This is a genomic window from Pediococcus ethanolidurans, from assembly GCF_001437405.1.
GTDB classification, from domain to species: Bacteria; Bacillota; Bacilli; order Lactobacillales; family Lactobacillaceae; genus Pediococcus; species Pediococcus ethanolidurans.
In genome coordinates this window covers 1-21,410 of sequence record NZ_JQBY01000006.1, presented here as the reverse complement: position 1 = coordinate 21,410, position 21,410 = coordinate 1, and the positions used below count along the sequence as shown (strand labels likewise).

Below are 21,410 nucleotides of genomic sequence, written 5' to 3'. Positions count from 1 at the left end.
TTTGCGAATTATTTATTTTTGAACAGCCTCTTCATAATCGCCATTAGGACAAAGGACTTGTTTGCCACCCTTGACCTTCTTTTCGACTAAGAAATGACCATCCTTTGGACAATCACGGCCAATTGGTTTATCCCACGAAACAAAGTCACAATCTGGATAGCGTGAACAACCATAAAAGATTCGGCCACGTTTTGACTTTCTCTCAATGATTTGGCCCTTATGACATTTTGGACAGATAACGCCAATTTCCTTAACGATCGCTTTAGTATTCCGACAATCTGGGAAACGTGAGCAAGCAAAGAATTTACCATAGCGTCCCATCTTAACCACCATGGGTGCACCACAGATGTCACAGTCGAAACCAGCTGGTTCATCTTTGATTTGGACAGATTCCATGTTTTCTTCAGCATGGGCAACTTCTTTAGAAAATGGCTTATAAAATTCATCAACCACTTCAACCCAGTTTTCTTTGCCTTCTTCAATACCATCTAATTCACTTTCTAAATCTGCAGTGAATGTGATATTTACAATATCTGGGAAGAATTCAACGATAATTTTATTGACAATTTCACCGAGTTCAGTTGGTTCAAAACGCCGTGCAACAAGTTTCACATAGTAACGCCGTTGAATCGTATCAAGTGTTGGTGCATACGTTGAAGGACGGCCAACACCATTTTCTTCAAGTGCTTTGATCAAATTGGCTTCGCTATAACGAGCAGGTGGTTGTGTAAAATGTTGAGCCGGATCAGTTTTGGTTAACTTAACTGAGTCACCCTCCGCCAAATCAGGAAGAATGTTATCTTTATCAGTTGCATTTTTATAGATAGTTGTAAAGCCAGCAAATTTTGTTTTGGAACCATTAGCTCTAAAGTTAATGTGATTCTGTTCTAATGAAACGGACATTGTATCCATGATTTCAGGCGTCATTTGGCTTGCCATAAAGCGAGACCAAATCAAGCTATACAGTCTAAACTGGTCCTTTGAAAGATAACTCTTTAGTTCTTCAGGTGTTCTTCTAACTGAAGAAGGTCGAATGGCTTCATGAGCATCTTGAGCACCCTCAGGCATTTTGCCCTTTCGTGGTTTCGTTGCCGCATATTCGGCACCATACTTTTCATGGATTAATACCGAAGCCTCATGTTTAGCAATCGAAGAAATTCGTGTTGAATCGGTACGCATATAGGTAATCAGGCCAACTGTGCCTTCTTTACCAATATTAATTCCCTCATATAATTGTTGTGCCGCCATCATTGTCTTTCGAGTTCGAAAGTTTAATCTTCGGTTAGCTTCTTGTTGCATCGATGAGGTGGTAAATGGCGGAGCTGGAAAACGCTTCCGTTCTTTTTTAACAACTTTAGTAATTTCGAAAGGTTGTTTTTTATCAATTTTTTGTAAAACTTTTTGAACCGCATCATTATCGGCCAAAGCTAATTTTTTATTGTTTTCACCATAAAAAGAAGCCTGAAATTTTTGTCTACCCTTTTGGAACTCACTATCGATGGTCCAATATTCTTCAGGTTTAAAAGCTTTGATTTCATTTTCTCGTTGAATAATTAAATTTAACGCAATGGACTGAACACGACCAGCACTTAACCCCTTTTTAACCTTTTTCCATAACAAGGGACTAATAGAATAACCAACAAGCCGGTCTAAAACACGACGAGCCTGTTGAGCATCAACTAAGCTCATGTCAATTGATCGTGGTTCTTTAAACGCATTTTTTACAGCATCTTTAGTGATTTCATTAAAGACAACCCGGTTCTTATCTTTAGTGTCCAACCCTAATAAATAAGATAAATGCCAGGCAATGGCTTCCCCTTCACGATCAGGATCAGAAGCTAAGTAAACTTTTTTAGCTTTTTTTGCTTCTGAACGTAAATTCTTAATAACATCGCCCTTGCCACGAATTGAAATGTAATGAGGTTCGAAGTCATGGTCAACATCAACCCCCATTTTACTTTTTGGTAAATCGCGAATATGACCTAAACTTGCAATCACTTTGTACGTTCGGCCTAAATACTTTTCAATCGTCTTTGCTTTTGAAGGAGATTCCACAATGACGAGTTTCTTTTTGGTTTTTGTAGCCATAACCAAACTCCTTTTGACTTGATGTAGTTTAAAAACCCTAACTGGTGCTAATTCCTAGTAATCGTATTTCATATTTGGAATTCTGTCAAATCGAAACTCTTCTATTATATGTTTAGAATTCAGAACCGGTTTTGCTCCCGCAACAATTAATTCGTTACAACCGACCGAAAGCGGATCATTAATTTTACCTGGAACAGCAAGCACATTCCGGTTGTTTTGCAGAGCAAGGTTGGCGGTAATTAAACTGCCACTACGCTGTTTGGCTTGAATTACGCACAGAGTTTCACAAAGTCCTGCAATAATTCGGTTCCGTTCAACAAAGTGGTGCCTTTGGGGTCCTGAGTCAAGTGGATACTCGGACAAAATCAATTGATTTTTAGCCATGTATTTTTGCAGTGCCATATTTTTTCTAGGGTAATAACGATTTAGACCAGTTCCAATTACGCCAATTGTATAACCATGTTGACGTAACGTTTCCTTATGAGATAATTCATCAATTCCTGCGGCTAGTCCGCTAATAACGGCAATATTTTGCTCGATTACTGTTGGCAAGAGTGCTTGCAAACTATCCTGGCCGTATTGGTTAGCAAGGCGAGCACCTACTACACCTAAAAGTGGGTATTCTAAAAGCTCCAATGTTCCCTGATAGAAGAGAATAATTGGAGCCAAGTAAGCCTCTTTTAATTGAGTCGGATAATTAGGGTCACAAATTGCTAATATTTTAACCTCAGACAAGTGCCGCTTCACAGCAGTCTCTAATCGAGTTGAAGTAAAATCATTTGAAAATTGGGTTCGGTTTTGAGGTCTAATAAACCCTAAACTAACTAAGTCTGAAACTGTTAGGTCACAGTTTGTTTCATTACTGTGATACGTTTGCCACCAATTCCAGAATTTCGCTTCGCCGTGACAACCAATTCCCTTACACAAATGTAATTTTATTAAAAACTTCTTAAGCTGCATATCTTCCACCTCAAAAGAAAGATACGCAAACAACTTATTTTTTTATGAAATGATTGACCGGTGAAAAAGTAAGCCGATGAATTGGTGTGATTCCCAATTTTTCGAGTCCTTCAAGATGCTTGGCAGTACCGTATCCCATGTTCTCGGAAAAATCGTATCCTGGATAAAGTTGGTCGTAAATACCCATTAAATGGTCTCGGTAAACTTTGGCCACAATGCTTGCAGCAGCAATACTAGCACTCTTTGCATCTCCTTTGAACATTCGTTGTTTAGGGATGTTTACTGGCACATCAACGGCGTCAACTAAGAGCTCATCTGGTGTTACAGATAGACTAAGAACGGCTTTTTTCATGGCCTGTCTAGTAGCTTGCAAAATATTTATTTGATCAATTATCTTTGGTGAAGATACGCCAATAGAAATGGCAGTGGCTGCTTCAATAATTTGCGGGTAAAGTCGTTCTCTTGTTTGGTGTGATAATTGTTTAGAGTCATTGACTTCAATAACCGAAAAATCATGAGGTAAAATAACAGCTGCAGTGACAACTGGACCTGCCAGACAGCCACGACCAACTTCATCAATTCCGGCAACTAAATTCATCCCATTCTGCCAAGCTTTTTGTTCTAGTTTTAACCGTTGCTGAAACTGATCAACTAAAATTTGATGTTTTTGAATTTTTTCATGTGTTTGTTTTAATAATTTCTGAACACCAATCCGGGAATCATTTTTATAAAGCGTAAAAATTGGATCGTCGTCTTGTCTGATCAAGGTTAATTGACCTTTAATTGCATTAACTGTTAGTTGTTTTTCCATTTTCAAGATCCTCAACCCGTTCCAAAGTAAAACGTCCTAGCTTGCCTTTACGAGCATCTAACATAATTCGATTACTTGCGCGGTCATAGTCATCACCCATACCAAGAAACTTTGTAATCTTTAGCAACAAATCAGGTGTAGAAAGTTGAAGGTCTTGATCGTTAAGCTTGTAACGTTCCTTTAAAGTTTTTGCATAATAAGTTCTAAAAACCTCAAGCCCAAATAAGGCAACGTCATCACTGGCAAAAAGACTTTCTTTGATCGCACCAGTAAATGCCAATTTTTTACCTACCGCCTGATCTTCAAATTTAGGCCATAAAATTCCGGGCGTATCTAAAAGCGCTAGCCCATTTTTGGATTTTAGCCACTGCTGATTTTTGGTCACGCCAGGACGATCGGCAGTTTTAGCAATTTTTTTATTTACCAAGTGATTAAGTAAGGTTGATTTTCCAACATTAGGGATGCCAACACAAACAGCACGAATTGTCTGTTGTTGGAGCCCTCGGTCGCTTTGATTTTTTAATTGTTGGGCAAGAATTGTCTGTGCTGGTTTTTGAATATCTCTTTCAATTGTACGAACGCGTGAATCAACGGCAATTGCTTGCTGTCCTTGACTTTGATAATAATCTAACCATTGTTTAGTAACTAGCGGATCAGCCAAGTCGCTTTTGGTTAGAATTAATAAGTGAGGTTTTTGTTGAATGATTTCTTTGACCTTAGGATTTCTTGAAGATTCAGGAAGACGGGCATCAACTAGTTCAAAAATAATATCAACTAAATGTAATTTTTCTTGAATTTCACGAATCGCTTTGGCCATATGACCTGGATACCATTGAATATTTGCCATAGTGTATAACCCCTTTCGTAGCAAGGCTTTCAAGCTCTTGCTCTGATAAATTTTCTTAATGGTACCACTTTTGTGCCATGTGTCCCGTTGCTGGTACCATATTATTAACATTTTAGCAGTAATAGCTGAACTTTGTTTACACCGGTTGAAGACTAATACCAACCTTCCTAGTGAACGTATCAATTACTTCAACCGACTTTTCTTGTGAACGTGAAAGGCGGTGCGTATAGCCATCAGTCGTCCGTTCTTCAACGTGACCGACTCGCTCTAACGTTACGGAGGAATCATCACGCAAGACGGAGATGTGAATGTGACGAAAACTATGTGGTACTGGATTCTACGTCCATTTTAAGCCATAGCGTTTTTCATAATTCTTTTCCAAGTCTGCTTTAATTCTACCAAGTACTTCGCGAAAACTATGAGATGTGATCGGTGAACCATACTCGGTCCGAAAAATCACTTAAAATTCATGAAAAGCATCACTCGGCAATTCCTTCATCCGCCCATCAAATACAGCATTGTGGTGTATTGAACGCTTCAATGCAGCAATCGCAAAATCAGGTAAACTGCGCCACCCGTTCGCCAACAACCGTTTTGACGGTATTTTCGTAGTCCCCGTCAACCTGTTGCAATCATAAATGGTGTCAGATCATAGTACGCCGGATTGCGTCGTTGTGCTAATTCGGTGAACAAGACTTTGACCTCACGCGAATCAAGAAACTTACTTTCCAAGCGATCCTTAAGTTTCTATTTTTCCACCAGCAATTTGACCAAATATATAAAATAGAGCTGAATTAGCAAGCTCTATTTTATCATCATTATCATTATTTTGCTGTAATTATCGGATAACATAGAAACACCATTGACGAAACAAAGATTTCCATCTCTCAATACCAATACTTACCCGTGAGTCCGTATCGACCACAAGCATTATAAACAAAAGAAATCGGTTTTATCTGAGATAGCTTCGTAATGATTAAAAATAAATTATGAGTCGAAAAACAGATCCGTACATAAGTCTAATCAGGCATCTAACGGATCTGTTCGCAATAAGCAAACATTAATCGTTTTTTTGTATATTTAGACATAAAAAAATCCTTTCGCTCAGTTTATTTTCTGTTAATAACTGATAAGCAGCACATCGAAGGTTTTTTAATTAAAGTTTATCCTAGAACCCCATAGGTAAAACTTGTAGTTTATTTGTCTTGCCCTTAGAACTGCTCATTGCTTTATCTAGTGATAAAATCGTCCTACTTATGATACAGCATTCCGTAATAAAAATAAGTACGGTTAATCACCACCATTATTCCATAAATCAGTTAGAATAACATCATCACTGTTCGGCCTATTCTTTGGTTCATATGTTATTTGAGCTAATTCAGGAACTTGAGTCGCAATTCCCGAAATAATAGTTTCACCTTTACCAAGAAGAGGAATTTTTTTGAAGTTAGCGATATCAATACTTGGTATCGCAGTAGAAATCGCATTGAGATCGCGTTCATTTACTAAACGATGAATAAAATAGTTATGAATTTGGAACAAAATTGTTGGTGAAATATCAGATGGTCGCTGGGAGGCTAAAGTTAAATAGAATCCAAATTTTCTTCCTTCTTTAATAATCTCTTCGAAGACAGAAAGCCTGTAGTCTCTCCAATTATCACCGACATCTACAGCGGCTCCATTCAAGATATTATGAGCTTCATCAATGATCAAATGCGTTGTATGTTCTATCTTTTCATTTCTAACCATGTTCTTTTGTCGGTCATAAATCATCTTTGATAATAGCATTGGAATTACACGTTTAACGGCTTGATTAGTATTTAATAATGAAACAACATTCATGGTAGAAAAAAAGTCCTTTGGATCAGCGTCTGTAAGATAAATTACTTTTTTCAAACCCATAAGTTCTGCATCAATTCTTTCAAACAGCGGTCCAATGTATGTTTCTTTTTTATGATCCCAAGCCGTCGCGTAGACAAGTTGAAATTTTAAAAAGGACTCTAGTTGTTCCATTGGATTTTTTGAAATTGAATTCCAATATTCCTGTAAATCAGCGGTGATTTTATCAAGCTTCAAAAAATGTCTATTTTCTTCTGAAAGTTTTCCACTTTCATTAAAAAACTTCGGTCCAATGTAGAATGCACCTGTTGATGTGTTTAGCTCCAATTGTTCTAGACTAGAATAATCGGAGTCTGGGCATACTTTTTTGCACGTATTAACCCAATCTTGCAAGCCGGTTGTATCTGATGAAGTTGGCGTCGTGACTATACGTGCAATAATACCAACAAAAAATCGTGCCATATAATCTGCACTCTTTTTTCGCACCTCATTAAATTTTTGAATTGATTTTCTTAAAAAAGGAACCTGCGTTGCGGGTCTGGCATCAAACAATATTGATAAGATATCAGCATCAAATAAATATGAACTACTAACCGGAATCTTATTCTCAACATCACGAGAATTATCTGGGTTTCTTTTCGCTTCACGCGTGCTTAATTCAAAATATTTTTTGGGCACCTTTTGACCAAAAATATTTTGCCCTGTATATTCACTGTTAAAGTCAATAACAAAAAATTGACTATGACTTAGTATTCCTTCACAATAGTTTGATCGAAATAACTCCAGATAAAGTTTATGAAGTGTATTAGACTTCCCACTACCTGTATTTCCAAAGATACCAATGTGAGATGCAAAGAACTTATTGATTGGTAATTTTACAGGGCGTCCTTCATTTAAAGTAATTCCAATGGTGATCGTATGTTCATCCTTATCCACACCATAAATCAAATCAATATCTTCTATTGATGTAATCTGAACTTCATTTCCAATCATAGGTACGTACTTACTTGTTACATGAAAACCATTGCGGTCTATTACACCCTTTGTTCTGAGAGAAATAATCCGATTGATAGAATCTTTTGAATAACGGTTATCAAATTCTGTGCTTTTAATAGTATTTTGTTGATCCATTACTTGTTCACGGGTTACTGTTGCAATAATTTTAACGTCGTTTTGTTTGATCGTCATGTAGGCGCCAACCATGGGTCCACTAAGAATTTGACCATTCCAAATAAAATCACTGTCATTGGACATGTCATACATCCCAACCTCGGCGTCATTACCATCTACTTTAACAATGACTCCAAATGTTTTCATATCTATTTTATTAGTTGTCATTCTGACCACCTAAAATACCTACGAGATCATCCATTACAAACTTTCTTTGCCCTAGAATGATATCTGAAGGGCTTAAAATTTTAAGGTTGTTAGGTGTCGATTTAGTACAATTCAATCGTGCACATATTTTTTCTCGGTCATCATCATCATAACAAAATACATAGGCAATCAATTCTGGATTCCGAACTGCACGTTGGACCATCCTAGCAATATGTTCATCTTGAAATGAAAATCCAATTACTAATAAAACTGATTGTGAAAAACTTAATTCTGTCTGAAAATTTCGCAGCATTTCAAAAAAATGATTGCCATCAAATGTACTTTCTGCCTCATGACCATTAGGTTTCACGACAAAGCATGGTGTTTGTACAGTATTTCGAATATACACACTTTCTCCGTCGCGTTCCCAATTAACCGAACCATGTGGTTTTATTAGGTGTATTGTCGGAATATCTTCAATGTGGTTTTGAAACTGGCCCTGATATGCAATTGACTCATCATAATTATGGCTGTTTAAAATTCGATTAAAATAACCATTAGCACCATCGTTAAAAATAAAATATTCATTTTTCTGAAAATTAACATCAACTGCTTTTTCAATAAACAAATCATAGTTTGTAGAAAAAATGTTAATAACACGTGGTACGGTTCGTGAATTTCTAGTTCTTAGATCATCAATTAAAATCTTAATAAAGTTGACGTAAGTACTGAGAGTATTGTCTATCTGTGATGAAGGATCTGGAATCTCGTTACCTTCAAGATATTTACTAACCGTAGTAATTTGTTCAAGTAATTTTTGGTTACGTTTATCATTAGTGTCTCCGTCAACCTCACCCATCAACGGAATTGCTGGTTTCGAAGCACCAGAACCAATTAAAAAGTTAACTCTTTTATTGAGTAACATTTTTTTAATTTCCTGCACAGTGCTTGTTTCTTCGTTCTGCTCTTGTCCCAAGGTTATGTCACCCACTTATTCCTTATATTTAATCTAATAAGTTATTTATACACCATAAACTAAAAAGTTGAAAATCTATAAAATTGTATGTATTAATTTAGTTGTAATCGACACCAAAAAAAGTAATGTGAAGTGAACCCACTGAAGTATGGTAAATACAACTTAGGGAAAGCTTTATGTTTTCAGTTGATATTAAATAACAATTTATAAGCAGGCATCATCAATTTTAAAAATTAATAAAAAATAAATTATTTTTATTACTAACTGAAAGAAACGTTCAATTTGTAAGTACTAAGTTATCCGGCGCTTGCCAGAATAACTTTTCGTTAGTGATAATGACTGCACCGATGCTACAATACTTAGTTCATTATGCAGTAGAAAAAAATTTACAAATCAGTTTAAAAATCCTATTACATAACTTTGTCTAATCGTTTAACAGCGAGATATTCGACAACGTGTCCAAGATCAATTATAAGCAATAAAATTAACAATACTCTATCTAATCGTACTAGAATATTAGTAGGCCAAAATAGCGAAAATGTCATTAAGATCGCAATCATAATAACAGTATACTGATAATACGTTTTTGTGACATTACCTGCGCGCAGCTTAATGCTATTCCAACGTTCATCATTTCTGTACTCTTTACCCATTTTTTCAACCTGCCAATCCGAATAAACTTGCATGGATACTACTGCAACCATAGCTATTAGCATGATAATTTGGTAAATCATTTTGTCACCTCCTGGTAAAATACTTCCTCAATGGTGCAGTTAAATACCTTTGCTATTTTAAACGTCAATTCTAATGAAGGCATATATTTATATTTTTCAATAGAAATAACTGCTTGCCTTGATATATGTAGACGAGACGCTAATTCTGCCTGAGTCCAGTCCCTTTCAGCACGAAATACTTTTATTTTATTTTTTATCAACGTAACACCATCTTCACTAAAAGTAATCACTTGTTTACATAAATAGTGTATCATTTCCTTTTAAAAAGGTAAACAGGTCATTACAAAAAGTTTGACCAGCAATGGCTAAATAATTAAAGTTTTTAAATCACCAGACTTACAGTGTAAGTGCAACACCAAAATAACTAGACCAAAAAGGCCATGAAGCCTTAAACTTATAAGCGACGAAACCAATAAGTTAGGACGGACTCCACGACCCAATCTAAAGATACCATCAAAACAACTATCAAGTGAGGAGCGTGGCTGCATCCAGAGTCTCTATGAAGCCCATTATTCGATAGGACAATCACTAAGAGATTGTCCCGTAGTCCCAGTACGATCAGCCGAGAAATCAAGCGTGGTTCGGTCACGCAAATGTCTAGCTATGGCGTTTTTACCAAATGTTATTTCGCCGACACCAGCCGGATTCAGTATGAACAGCGTCGCCTAAATTATCACCGAAAAAGCCTGCTAGAACACAACCCTGAATTCTTTAAACAGTTGGCAATTGCGCTTAAAACAAAATTCCGCGTCCATAGCTTTGTTGATACCTACAAGCGCGATCATCCAGCTGAATATTGTCCAGCAACGGCGACGGTTTACCGCTATATCGATCAGGGCTTATTAGCGGTTGCCAAGTTAAGCGTCAAGTGGTCATTGCGCGTAAGAATAATAAGAAGATCTTAGGCGATAATCGAACAACGTCCGGCAGCCGCTAATGATCGCTCTGAATTTGGCCATTGGGAAGGTGATCTGGTCAAAGGTAAATGGACTAGTGATCAGCCAGCGCTACTTACCTTAACCGAACGAATGACGCGCAACTAAGCGGTTATTAGAATATCGAATTACCAGGCTGTAACTTGTAAGGAAGTCGTTCAACAGTTTGTGGATAAATTTGATGCCTCAGTCGTTAAGTCACTCAGTTTCAATAACGGTTCGCGGGAATTTATCCCTAAAGGTCGATCCATTGGTGACTTCAGTGATGAATATATCAAGCGGCTACTGCTGCTCTAAATCAATGACCACATAAAATCTTTGGCTACAAATCGGCTAATGAATTTATGACTGAACAATTGCTTGAATGACCAACATCTAGACCACTTATAAGTGAAATCTAGCAAGTGTTGCACTTGATTTGACAATTCGGGAAGTTTTTAAATCATTTTTAGCTACTATTTTGTAATGGTTATTTTATTTAAGTGGGTTTACAATTGCTGGAATAAACCAACGTTGACCACTCATCTAGTGGAAATAATACAGCGAAAACGATCCACCAGTAGTAAGAAATAATTTCCAAAAATTTATTGGAGCTAACATATTCAAATTCATAAAAAGAAGCCCATATGTTCCGGCGGCCTTTTTGCGGTACCAATTTTGGTACCATAATTTGATAATCATTGCTTATTATCGCTCAATCGACCAAATTTCTATTCAAGATTGGGAGAAAAAGATACCTAAACTATCAAAGCAACAGCAAACAAAAAAGCCCGTTTTATCAGGCTTTTGGCTACTAAAATCTCATATTATCCCGCTGTTTTTTTACAATATCTAGTCTTTTTTTATAGTGAGCTTCCAGTCTACCATTGAATTGTTGCCATTTTTGTGTAACTCCTTTCGAGTTGAGGGATTGAGCTTTCATCTTTATGTTTAACAGAGCATTTATTTCCCAGTAAATTAAGTTTTCAAACTTCTCAATTTAATTACGTTCTGCTTGTTTCTTTCACTACTAGTAGAAAGCTTTTTTTATTTTAGTGGCTGACTTGTCAAGTTAGTAATTTAGTAAAAACAGAATCTATGCTAAATTTTTTACTTTTTCTAATTTATATACGCTTTTAAGATACAAGAAGTGATAATGGAGCCTAATCAGCAAATTTCATTTTACCATTTTTAAGATTACTTTGCTTTAGTCGGGCTAATTGTCACTAATTTAGCTATCACGGGGACATTTGTCTGAAGTGAAAATAGTTTTAACTTGAGTAAGTTTTATTGACAAAAAAACGCGACACTCAATTTGAATGTCGTGTTTACGTGAACTAAGTCAAAATACTGATAAGAATAACTGTATTTTGGTTTAAAGTTGCTACATCATAATTTTTCCGATATCTCATTACGATAAAGCAATACAGTCAATTTGCTAATTCAATTGTTGCCTTAAACGTGTTTTTCTGTTGTTTAATCAACTGAGTAGCTTTGGGAACATCATCAAAATGGCCAATACGATGAATTCCTGAATAATAACCTACATCACCCCAGTAGAAAACAATCCTTGGTTCAGGAGACCAGTATCCAATGTCTCCTACTTTGGGATCTTCGCCCGTGGGCATACCTTGTGTTGTTAATTTTGATGGAAGATCTCCAATTTTTTCATCAAATCCTGAACCAAAGTTTGAAAAAGAGAGTGTAATCGGTAATCGTTGAATCAAATCTTTTGCAGTTACATTTTTATAGAGATGTGCACTTAATTTCTGACCAGCAATTGTAATATTAATAGCTTTCCCCTGTTGATGTAGATCGGCTTTATTATTTTTAGATGATTTTTCCGTGAATTGTGCAGAGGAAGAGGAATGTTTAGCACTTGTGTTTTTATTAGCGTCAGTAAATTGTTTGGCTCCCAAAATAATTAATGCAATTAACACTAGAAAGCTCTCCAAAATTATCCATATTTTTTTCAAATCTAACCTAACCCTTAATTATTATTTCAGCGTGCTCATATCAATCACAAATCGGTAGTGAACATCACTATTTAAGATTCGTTCATATGCACTAGGAACATCATCAATGCTAATCATTTCAATTTTGGGATGAACGTTGTTTTCTGCTGCAAAATTTAGCATTTCTTGAGTTAATGCGATTCCCCCAACATTGGAAACAGTTAACGTATTTTGACGATTGAACATCGATTGTAAACTAAATTCTTGATTTTCCATTGGCAAACCAACGCTGCAAGCAATCCCTTTGACATCTAATAGTTTAAAGTACTGATTCCAATCTAACTTCACAGCGACAGTACTAAGAAGAAAATCAAATTGACCATTCAGACGATCAAAGTCTTCCGGTGTCCTAAGAATTTCATATGCTTTAGCCCCAAATTGCTTAGCTTCATTAGCTTTTGATTCGGAATGGCCAATTACTGTAACTTCAGCACCCATTTTGCTAGCAAATTGAGTTGCAATGTGCCCTAATCCGCCTAAACCGACAATAGCCACTCTTGATCCTTTTTTTATGCCATAACGCTTCAATGGATTATAGGTGGTGATACCAGCACAAAGTAAAGGACTAGCCTCGGCCAAATCCAATTTATCTGGAATTGATAAAACAAACCGATCTTTCACAATAATTGATTGAGAATAGCCGCCCTCTGTAGGATTACCATCATAATCGTTACCGACAAATACTGAAATAACACCTTTTTTACAAAATTGTTCCTCGCCGGCCTTACAATATTTACACTTGCCACATGAATCGATAAAGCAACCGACACCAACTCTATCGCCTACTTTAAACTTATTGACATTTTGGCCAATGGCACTAACCACCCCAGATATTTCATGTCCAGGTACGATTGGACGCTTAAATACCGTATCTATTCCTTCAACAATTGAAATATCTGAGTGACAAATACCACAATACTTAATATCGATCGCAACATCATCTGGCCGCAACTCACGGCGTTCAATGACGGTATGATGAAACGTATTAAAATCTGATCCGGTTGCTTCTAGTGCTTTAACTTGTGTTGTTGACATAATAGTCTCCTTTATTCTGTAATTTGGGACATTCAAAATTAAACTGCCTGCCCAGTTGGTCGAATAATCATTTCATTAACTGCCATATTAGCCGGTGTATCAATTACAAAAGCAACTGCTTGTGCGATCTCTTCAGGATCTAAACCCAACATTTCTGAATTCGGTTGTTGCATTGCTGTCTCTAAACTGTTTCTGACGTCAACGTTATTAATTGAATTAAATAATTCTGTCTTAACTGATCCGGGCGCGATGACGGTTGTCTTGATATTATTGCGATGCTCTTCTTGTCGTAACCCTTCCATGATTGCACGAACAGCATACTTTGTTCCTGAATAAGCAGCATACCCTGGTAAAACTTCATAACCCAAAACTGAAGAAGTTGTGATAATATGCCCACTCTTTTGTTGCTTCATAACGGGTAACGTAGAAGCGATGCCATTCAAAACACCCTTAACATTGATATCCATCATCTGTTGCCACTCGTTGCGCGCAGTCTGATCCAATTTATTAACTGGCATAATACCCGCATTATTGAACAATACGTCTATTCTGCCAAATGAAGCAACGGTCTCATCAATTACAGTTTGAACTGCCTTTTCATCAGTAACATCTGCCTTAAAAACCTTGATCGTCGCATCAGGATTACTTCTTTGAATTGCTTCTAATCGATCCAAGCGACGAGCAGCCAAACTTAATTTAGCTCCTTTGTTTGCCAATAGTTTGGCTGTTGCCGCACCAATGCCACTCGAAGCCCCCATAATAACAACAACTTTATTATTTATACTCATTCTTATTGTTCTCCTTTAGTTTTAATTATTTTAATTAGTCGTGCAGGTACACCGCCGACGATCGTATTAGCTGCAACATTACGTGTTACTACGGCTCCGGCAGCAACAATCGCATTCTCGCCAATTACAACACCCGGTGTCACAGTAGCATTAGCACCCAGCCAGGCATTATCGTGAATATACACTGGTTTTAAGATTAGATTTCGTCGATTTCTTGGTTCCATCACATGATTAACGGATGCAATTGTTACATTGGGACCAATTAAAACGTGATCACCAATGTATATTCCACCTAAGTCAGTAAACATCGTGCCACTATTAATGAATACATTTTTACCGATGTGTAAATTTCGACCAAAATCAGAATAAAACGGCAGTCGAATTTCAGTTGTTTCATCGATTCGTTCATTCGTAATTTGGCTAATGAGTTGTCGAATCTCTACTTGATCGTGTGTACCAGTATTTAACTGTTGTATCAACGGCTGATTAATTGCATTAATGGCTTCAACTTGATCGTAAGCACCTGTTCCTAAATTCATTTTTGATTCCACTTCAATACCTCATTCCTAAGTTCTTGCTTGACTGTAGTATATGATATAGTTAATATAATGTTAAATACTTATAAAACATCAATAACTATAACGATAACCTATAGTTAGAAAAGAGCTAAACTAATGGATATTCGAGTACTACGCTACTTTGTTGCAATTGCACAGGAACAAAACATTTCTCATGCAGCACAGTTGTTACACGTTTCTCAACCAGCATTATCACGTCAAATCGCTGACCTAGAAACGGAACTAAATATTAAACTTTTTGATCGTGGCCATCGACAGTTAAAATTGACACAAGAGGGTTACTATCTATTGGAACGAGCACAAGAAATTATTGGGATGGTCGACAAAACTACCTATAATTTACAAAAACAAGATGTCGTCAGTGGAACACTTGATATTGGTGGTGGCGAAAGTAATGCCATGAATTATGTAATGCTGGCAGTTCAGCAAATCGTCCATAAATATCCACAAGTTCACATCAACTTGCGAAGTGGTGATGCAGATTTGATTCAACGTCAATTAGATAGTGGTGCTCTTGAATTTGGCATTATTATGGGTCATCGTCAATTTGATAATTACAATTCAATCATGCTCCCAGAAGAAAATAGATGGGGTGTTTTGATGCGTGCAGATGAGCAACTTGCTCACAATAAAGTAATTACTGCTACTGATCTCATTGGTCGGTCACTAATTGTTTCTGCGCAAGCAAAACAACGTGGTATTTTTAAAGAGTGGGGTAACGAACTTACAGATCAGTTTAACTTTATTGGTACCTATAACCTTATTTTTAATGCAAGTTTATTAATTAAAACTGGTGCTTGTATGGCCTTAACTTACGAAGATCTAGTTGACACATCCGAGAATAGTGAATTGGTATTTCGACCACTAGGGCCTAAATTAACCGATCCTAATATTTTAATTTGGAGTAAAAATCGACGTTTACCTAACGTGAGTCGGCTGTTTATTGAAACAATTCAAAAAATCATTCATTAACTAGGCTGTGTCTCCAAATACCTATAATTTGATAAAACAAAAGCATAAATAAATTATTCGTGTTTTTTTATGTTCAACACTAGAATTAGATATGGGACATTGATCACTTGTGCATTTAAGTTTGTTAATTGAGATAACTTCTGGAAACGATCACGATAAGCAAAATAAAATGCTGAATGAGCGAAGCAAAAAATTGCTATTAAATTTAAAATTAAATCAACTCATAATAAACAGATAAGCCGTTTTATAGATTATCGAATAAGTAGGCCCAGTATAATACGAACACAACGAAAACAGCCATTTTAAATTATAATTAAGGGATAAAAAAAGAAGCGTGTCTCCACGTTTCACTGCTCAGGTTTTATATGATGATGCTGAGTCCTGTTCATGAGCGTTTAATTCTAATAATTGATTTTTAATCACTTTGGCTAAATTTTGAAAATTAAATTCAACAATAATTATTTACCTGCATGCTTAACTAATTCTAGCGAATGACGGTTACCGGTAATTTTAATCTACTTTGGTAAATCGTTTAATCGCATTAATTCATTTGTCATAAACTGAATTTTTTATGCACTCACCCCTTCTTGTAAGCGACTTAATTTAGTTGTTTCTGGAATTGATACGATTCACGTTTTTGTGATAACAACCAGATTAAAGCAATCTGTTCTGGTGTTATTTCTTTAGTAAAAATAAATCCATCAAATCTATTCGGTAAATTGAAAAGTAAATGCACCAATCCGCTTTATCGCTTCAAACATATTTTTGGGTAAATCAATTGAGTCTACGCCATTAGCCGACAATATTAAAGGTAACTTTACCTGGCTAAATAAATCTGGATGAGCAACCAATGCACTGCCAACCGCTACTAAATCTAATCCACTAGCTAATCCTTTTTCCATACGCGCAAATGAATTAAACGAACCGGCTGCGATCAAAGGTATACGGTGGTTAACCAATTTTGAAATTCGTTGAATAAATGGTGTTGTGTCTTCACTATTATGCTCATGATCAGTTAAAGCATCACCCAAGGAAAGATGTAAGTAACTAATCTTTTTGGTAATAAGTTGCTTAATGAGCGCTTCTGTATCGGTCAAACTGAGACCATCTGCTTCACGTTCCTCTAGAGAAATTCGATAACCAATAATAAATGACCGATCTGCATATTCCGCAGCTACGCGTTTGACCTCATCTACTACTGCCATTGCAAACCGTAAGCGATTGGTTAAACTACCGCCCCACTGATCAGTCCGTTGGTTGTAATGCGGTGATAAAAAGTTTTGGATTAAGAAACCATGGGCGCCATGAATCTCAACACCATTAAAACCAGCTTCAATGGCTCGTCTTGTAGCGGCACCAAAATCTTTGACCACTTGTAGAATCTCGGTCTCCGTCAATGCACGTGGTGTTTGTGCCGGTGCAAAAGGCGTTTCGGGTGCAGTAACAGGACTGGCGCTGACAACATCGTGATTAGAAATAAACTGTGGTAAAGCTTTGTTACCAGCATGATTTAACTGCAAAACTGCCTTGGCATCACCAGCTTTGATGGCCCTGGCTAATTTAGTCAAACCGGGAATAAAACGATCCGCGTATACACCTAATTCATTAGCAAAACCAACGCCATTTTCTTGCACGTGGCTGGAACCTGTGATCACCATACCAACACTCGTAGCTCGTGCGCCATAATAGGTTACTTCTGCATTGGATACTGTTTGATCAGCGTGACTGGACCAAGTTGTCATTGGTGACATTACAATATGATTTTGTAAAGTAACTTGTTCATTTAAGGAAAAAGGTTGCTGTAATTTTTGTTTATTCATTTCTATGCCTGCTTTCTTTTAGTTAACATCAAACAGGATAAACCTTCAAGTCGACTTGAAAGCAAGCATTTTGTTTTAATTTTTAACGATCCGCTCCATTAGTTTGGCGTGTTGCTCATATGTTGCAATTTTAGTATCTAAGAAATCGTGAGTGTGTTGTAGTTTTTGCATTTGTTGCTCCAACACCCGTTGTTGTTCAATTAATATTTGTTTACGCTGGTCTTCGGTTTGTTCGCCCTGCTGCGCTAATTCTGCATACTGTTTTAGGACTTCAATCGAAATATCGGTTTCACGCATACATTTAGCAAAATTGACCCACTCAAGATCAATTTTGTCATAGTCCCGATAACCACTGGCATTACGGCGAACTGGTGGGATTAAACCAACTTCCTCGTAATAACGTAGGGTCGGTGCCGGTAAGTCGAATTTTTTACTAACTGTTTTAATATCCAAGTTAAAACCTCCGCTTTATTCATCCAAAATAAAAAGCCAACTCAATCGTTAGCTTTATAAGTCATCTTCATCGCTATAATACTGCAACTTAAATAAAAATTCGAATATTTGAAATGGTGTTGCTTTTATAGTGATTGGCTGGATGGACGCAAATAAATTTCATTTATATTCACTCTGGTTGACACATAAAATACTTAAAACAACTGCTTCTGCAATATTTTTGGCACTTAAAACCGCATTAGACTTTTGTTCTCACTATTTTGGATAAACTCACATATATAAATTTTGAATAATAATTAAACAGTTGTAAGAGCTGTTTCTTTGTATACATTGTGTTAAAAATACCATTTTAATTCTATATTTAAATAAAACTAAGTAATCGACCAATATATAGATCACAGGATCACAGATAGGCTTCGTACCCTAAAATAAACGCCAAAATTATTGCAAAGCCACCCACAGCAGTTTTAATATACGTGGATGGAATATAGCGAACGATTATCGGCCCGATCAAACCGCCAATGAAAAGTCCCAAAAGTAAAAGAATGATCACTGCCCAATCAATTGATAATCTAAAAATAAATAATCCCGCCGCAACAACGTTATTACAAAACGAAGCCAAATTACGCATTGCGTTATAAATGGCATAGTTTTCTTTAACTATTTTTGATAGCACTGCGATCATTAACAAACCAGAAGCTGCGCCGAAGTAACCATTATAAACGCCAACCAAAAATAAACTTAGCCAACTCATAATTTGGTTAAACCGATTATTTAAATTGGTCGTGTTTGCTTTCTGCGGATATAAAATCATAATTCCGGCTAATAAAATAAACAAAGGTACCATTTTTTTAAAACCAGTATTGGAGCTGTGAATAAGTATCAGTGCACCAAACACGCCGCCAATCGTATTTAAAATGGCAATTTGCAGTGCCTGTTTCCAGTGACCATGCAGTTCTTTCAAAGATGAAATTACTGTTCCTAGCCTTGCTCCGACCTGAGCTACCGTGATTGTTGCGTTTGCCGTTATGGGTTGTATCCCAACCGACAGCAATACCGGATATAAAGTTAAAGACGCCATCCCCACAATACCAGTCAAAACACCCGCAATTAAACTCATTAAAATTAAAAACAGTACTGTTGACATTATTTCCTTTCACATCAACGGCACTGTTTTGTTTGGTTACGCCTGTACTTACCAATTTATTATTTTCAGCTCGAATTATAGCAAGTTAATAAACTTTACGCAACTCGTAAAAAAAGAACACTTCATTCGCAGTACCACAAGTTGCGATAATCCCTTTATGGTTATCAGTAACTGGTTAGTTTTTTTGTTTCTAGTTATTGTCTGCATTGAAGAACGTCACGGGAAATTTTCGGCTTTTTAAACAAATAGATTATAAGAAACAAAAACACGACATTCAATTAAATGTCGTGTTTACATAAGAAAACTCAATAAAATGTTAAAATATTAGGTGTGACGTAATTATACATGGAGGCAAAACATGAATAGTAATGACCTGAGAGCAATTAAAAGTAAACGTGATATAGAAGTCGTTTTTATCCAGTTAATAAACCAAAATGGTTTCAGTAAAATAACAATTAAAGATATTTGTACGTCAGCGTTGATTGGACGTTCAACTTTCTATCGCTATTATGAGGATAAGTATGATTTATTAAAAAAACTGATCACTAAATACACACAAATCTTGGACGATTTGTTAACAAAACGAATGAACAAAAGTGTTAACGATGACTTGTTAATTAATTTATATCAGGATTTGAGTCAGCATAAAAGTTCAATTTTATGTTTGTTGACCGTATCTGTAGATAATATTGCGCTTGAAACGAGTTTCAAAAACGTGCTGATTGTCCATATATCTGATTATTTAAGTGCATTAGACTTTGCACTTCCAGAGCCATATATAAAACAGTTATATGCCAACAACGTCATGACCGCCATTGTTTGGTCATTACAACATGGTGTTAATCCCCAAATTGCAAACATGATGAATGAGATGTTTCATTATTTAATCAAAAAATATGCAGTTAAAGCGGCAAGATAATACTATGCTGCTCAGTTTTCGTGTCATGATTTGCTAAAGCTTCAACACAATTTTCATCATGGGCCATTTCCTTGACCCATCCTAATGACTGAATTGCATAATTGCGGTTAGTACATATACCAGGAGTTAACATTTTTTCCCAAGACTTATTGGCATAACCAACGTCAGCGGCTAAAAGAACGTATTTACCGTTTGAACCACAAACTAAAGTTGCCGACATCCCAGAAGCATGTCCTGGTGTATAAACTTGTAGTACACTACCATCACCAAAAACATCAAATGAACGATGAAATGGACCAAATTCAGATTTCTCATAATCATACGTTTCAACATCGACACCTTTCCATTCATGCGGTAGGTAAACCATCGGTAATTTATTAGCAATTTTCCATTCCTGACTTGAAACAAGAATATGTTTCGCATTTTTTATTAGTGGCATTCCACTTGCATGATCACAATGTAAATGACTCATCAAGACATAGTCAATATCTTCTGGTTTATATCCAAATTCAGCTAGACGTTCGTCAACTGCCCAACCAGCCGGTAAATAACCGGTATTAATTTGAACTTGTAAGCCTAATTCTTTCCAATTACTTTCACGAATCGTTTTATTCCAACCAGTATCGATCAAAAGTGTTCCTTTCGGATGTTCAATTAAATAACTAGAAACTGGTAAAGTAATCTTATTTTTTTCACTACGAAATAAGCCCGTAAATGCTAAAGGGTTTCGATACATTCCGTGAAATGGTAAACCTTTATCAACTCTAACTAGCCCTGTATGCATTACATGTATTTTGATTGAATTATTCATTATAATTTCCTCCGTGTTTACTAACTATATTTATATTTCATGGTTTATCGTAAGACTGGAACACTTTGTAAGGAAGAATCAGCTTTATGTGATTTGTTCCATATAAAACACATTTAAACGAAGTGTGCCAAAAAAATAATTTCAAAGTTACTTAGTCGTAAACTTATTCAGTACTCAAATAATTGTGACTCAATACTTACTTATTTTTATTCTAGAAAAAGTAGTTAAAATTGAACCATCAGTTTTAATTGTAGAAAACAAAAACACGACATTCATTTTGAATGTCGTGCATATATAAACCCCGTTAATTCTAATATCGTAGAAAACATTATAGATTTTAACTATTTGTTTTATCCCCGAATTGTCAAATCAAGTGCAACACTTAC

At 36.2% G+C, this 21,410-nt stretch carries 18 protein-coding genes; 2 read left to right on the top strand and 16 right to left on the bottom strand.

Annotation, left to right across the window (positions count from 1 at the left end):
* Window positions 1–12 precede the first annotated feature (12 nt).
* The 12 genes from topA to IV87_RS03415 form a co-directional block, all read right to left on the bottom strand.
* Window positions 13–2,088 (bottom strand): type I DNA topoisomerase, encoded by a 2,076-nt coding sequence (gene topA / locus IV87_RS03470; protein ID WP_057805526.1) that lies wholly within the window; start codon window positions 2,086–2,088, stop codon window positions 13–15.
* A 54-nt stretch (window positions 2,089–2,142) separates the two neighbouring features.
* Window positions 2,143–3,048: a DNA-processing protein DprA gene (dprA, locus tag IV87_RS03465; protein ID WP_057805524.1), complete on the bottom strand. Its 906-nt coding sequence runs from the start codon at window positions 3,046–3,048 to the stop codon at window positions 2,143–2,145.
* A 34-nt stretch (window positions 3,049–3,082) separates the two neighbouring features.
* A complete protein-coding gene (locus tag IV87_RS03460) occupies window positions 3,083–3,859 on the bottom strand; it encodes a ribonuclease HII (RefSeq protein WP_057805522.1) in 777 nt (258 codons plus the stop codon).
* Complete coding sequence (gene ylqF / locus IV87_RS03455; RefSeq protein WP_057805520.1) at window positions 3,837–4,706, bottom strand: ribosome biogenesis GTPase YlqF; 870 nt, start codon at window positions 4,704–4,706, stop codon at window positions 3,837–3,839. Before ylqF ends, IV87_RS03460 begins: the two co-directional genes overlap by 23 nt.
* Window positions 4,707–5,996: 1,290 nt before the next feature.
* Window positions 5,997–7,883, bottom strand: coding sequence for an ATP-binding protein (locus IV87_RS03450; protein ID WP_057805519.1), 1,887 nt, complete (start codon window positions 7,881–7,883; stop codon window positions 5,997–5,999).
* Complete coding sequence (locus tag IV87_RS03445) at window positions 7,873–8,787, bottom strand: SIR2 family protein (protein WP_074693842.1); 915 nt, start codon at window positions 8,785–8,787, stop codon at window positions 7,873–7,875. Before IV87_RS03445 ends, IV87_RS03450 begins: the two co-directional genes overlap by 11 nt.
* Window positions 8,788–9,248: 461 nt before the next feature.
* On the bottom strand, window positions 9,249–9,572 hold the full coding sequence (locus IV87_RS03440; RefSeq protein ID WP_057805516.1) for a hypothetical protein: 324 nt from the start codon (window positions 9,570–9,572) through the stop codon (window positions 9,249–9,251).
* The gene (locus IV87_RS03435; RefSeq protein WP_371862110.1) at window positions 9,569–9,826 is read right to left on the bottom strand and encodes a helix-turn-helix transcriptional regulator; all 258 of its coding nucleotides are present in this window, start codon (window positions 9,824–9,826) and stop codon (window positions 9,569–9,571) included. Before IV87_RS03435 ends, IV87_RS03440 begins: the two co-directional genes overlap by 4 nt.
* Before the next feature lie 2,090 nt (window positions 9,827–11,916).
* A complete protein-coding gene (locus IV87_RS03430; RefSeq protein ID WP_057805514.1) occupies window positions 11,917–12,426 on the bottom strand; it encodes a cyclophilin-like fold protein in 510 nt (169 codons plus the stop codon).
* Window positions 12,427–12,483: 57 nt separating this feature from the next.
* Window positions 12,484–13,536 carry an NAD(P)-dependent alcohol dehydrogenase gene (locus IV87_RS03425; RefSeq protein WP_057805513.1) on the bottom strand — a complete coding sequence of 351 codons (1,053 nt, stop codon included), beginning with the start codon at window positions 13,534–13,536 and terminating at the stop codon, window positions 12,484–12,486.
* A 38-nt stretch (window positions 13,537–13,574) separates the two neighbouring features.
* The gene (locus IV87_RS03420) at window positions 13,575–14,324 is read right to left on the bottom strand and encodes an SDR family oxidoreductase (RefSeq protein ID WP_057805512.1); all 750 of its coding nucleotides are present in this window, start codon (window positions 14,322–14,324) and stop codon (window positions 13,575–13,577) included.
* A gap of 2 nt (window positions 14,325–14,326) precedes the next feature.
* Window positions 14,327–14,875 carry a DapH/DapD/GlmU-related protein gene (locus IV87_RS03415; RefSeq protein WP_057805511.1) on the bottom strand — a complete coding sequence of 183 codons (549 nt, stop codon included), beginning with the start codon at window positions 14,873–14,875 and terminating at the stop codon, window positions 14,327–14,329.
* 123 nt (window positions 14,876–14,998) lie between these two features.
* Between IV87_RS03415 and IV87_RS03410 the strand changes: the two genes are divergently transcribed.
* The gene (locus IV87_RS03410; RefSeq protein ID WP_057805510.1) at window positions 14,999–15,874 is read left to right on the top strand and encodes a LysR family transcriptional regulator; all 876 of its coding nucleotides are present in this window, start codon (window positions 14,999–15,001) and stop codon (window positions 15,872–15,874) included.
* A 707-nt stretch (window positions 15,875–16,581) separates the two neighbouring features.
* On the opposite strand, the gene IV87_RS03405 is transcribed toward IV87_RS03410, so the two are convergent.
* From IV87_RS03405 to IV87_RS03395, 3 genes are all read right to left on the bottom strand, one after another.
* Window positions 16,582–17,694 carry an NADH-dependent flavin oxidoreductase gene (locus IV87_RS03405; RefSeq protein ID WP_057805509.1) on the bottom strand — a complete coding sequence of 371 codons (1,113 nt, stop codon included), beginning with the start codon at window positions 17,692–17,694 and terminating at the stop codon, window positions 16,582–16,584.
* A gap of 75 nt (window positions 17,695–17,769) precedes the next feature.
* The gene (locus tag IV87_RS03400; protein WP_057805508.1) at window positions 17,770–18,147 is read right to left on the bottom strand and encodes a MerR family transcriptional regulator; all 378 of its coding nucleotides are present in this window, start codon (window positions 18,145–18,147) and stop codon (window positions 17,770–17,772) included.
* A gap of 403 nt (window positions 18,148–18,550) precedes the next feature.
* Window positions 18,551–19,294, bottom strand: coding sequence for a sulfite exporter TauE/SafE family protein (locus IV87_RS03395; protein WP_057805507.1), 744 nt, complete (start codon window positions 19,292–19,294; stop codon window positions 18,551–18,553).
* Window positions 19,295–19,652: 358 nt separating this feature from the next.
* Between IV87_RS03395 and IV87_RS03390 the strand changes: the two genes are divergently transcribed.
* On the top strand, window positions 19,653–20,213 hold the full coding sequence (locus IV87_RS03390; protein WP_057805506.1) for a TetR/AcrR family transcriptional regulator: 561 nt from the start codon (window positions 19,653–19,655) through the stop codon (window positions 20,211–20,213).
* Here the strand turns inward: IV87_RS03390 and IV87_RS03385 are convergent.
* On the bottom strand, window positions 20,197–21,024 hold the full coding sequence (locus IV87_RS03385) for an N-acyl homoserine lactonase family protein (RefSeq protein WP_057805505.1): 828 nt from the start codon (window positions 21,022–21,024) through the stop codon (window positions 20,197–20,199). The genes IV87_RS03390 and IV87_RS03385 overlap by 17 nt on opposite strands.
* Between the last annotated feature and the right edge of the window lie 386 nt (window positions 21,025–21,410).

Bases quoted from the DNA above. Each gene is read 5' to 3' on its own strand.
- topA (WP_057805526.1), bottom strand. From the start codon at position 2,088: ATGGCTACAAAAACCAAAAAGAAACTCGTCATTGTGGAATCTCCTTCA.
- dprA (WP_057805524.1), bottom strand. From the start codon at position 3,048: ATGCAGCTTAAGAAGTTTTTAATAAAATTACATTTGTGTAAGGGAATT.
- IV87_RS03460 (WP_057805522.1), bottom strand. From the start codon at position 3,859: ATGGAAAAACAACTAACAGTTAATGCAATTAAAGGTCAATTAACCTTG.
- ylqF (WP_057805520.1), bottom strand. From the start codon at position 4,706: ATGGCAAATATTCAATGGTATCCAGGTCATATGGCCAAAGCGATTCGT.
- IV87_RS03450 (WP_057805519.1), bottom strand. From the start codon at position 7,883: ATGACAACTAATAAAATAGATATGAAAACATTTGGAGTCATTGTTAAA.
- IV87_RS03445 (WP_074693842.1), bottom strand. From the start codon at position 8,787: ATGTTACTCAATAAAAGAGTTAACTTTTTAATTGGTTCTGGTGCTTCG.
- IV87_RS03440 (WP_057805516.1), bottom strand. From the start codon at position 9,572: ATGATTTACCAAATTATCATGCTAATAGCTATGGTTGCAGTAGTATCC.
- IV87_RS03435 (WP_371862110.1), bottom strand. From the start codon at position 9,826: ATGATACACTATTTATGTAAACAAGTGATTACTTTTAGTGAAGATGGT.
- IV87_RS03425 (WP_057805513.1), bottom strand. From the start codon at position 13,536: ATGTCAACAACACAAGTTAAAGCACTAGAAGCAACCGGATCAGATTTT.
- IV87_RS03420 (WP_057805512.1), bottom strand. From the start codon at position 14,324: ATGAGTATAAATAATAAAGTTGTTGTTATTATGGGGGCTTCGAGTGGC.
- IV87_RS03410 (WP_057805510.1), top strand. From the start codon at position 14,999: ATGGATATTCGAGTACTACGCTACTTTGTTGCAATTGCACAGGAACAA.
- IV87_RS03405 (WP_057805509.1), bottom strand. From the start codon at position 17,694: ATGAATAAACAAAAATTACAGCAACCTTTTTCCTTAAATGAACAAGTT.
- IV87_RS03395 (WP_057805507.1), bottom strand. From the start codon at position 19,294: ATGTCAACAGTACTGTTTTTAATTTTAATGAGTTTAATTGCGGGTGTT.
- IV87_RS03390 (WP_057805506.1), top strand. From the start codon at position 19,653: ATGAATAGTAATGACCTGAGAGCAATTAAAAGTAAACGTGATATAGAA.
- IV87_RS03385 (WP_057805505.1), bottom strand. From the start codon at position 21,024: ATGAATAATTCAATCAAAATACATGTAATGCATACAGGGCTAGTTAGA.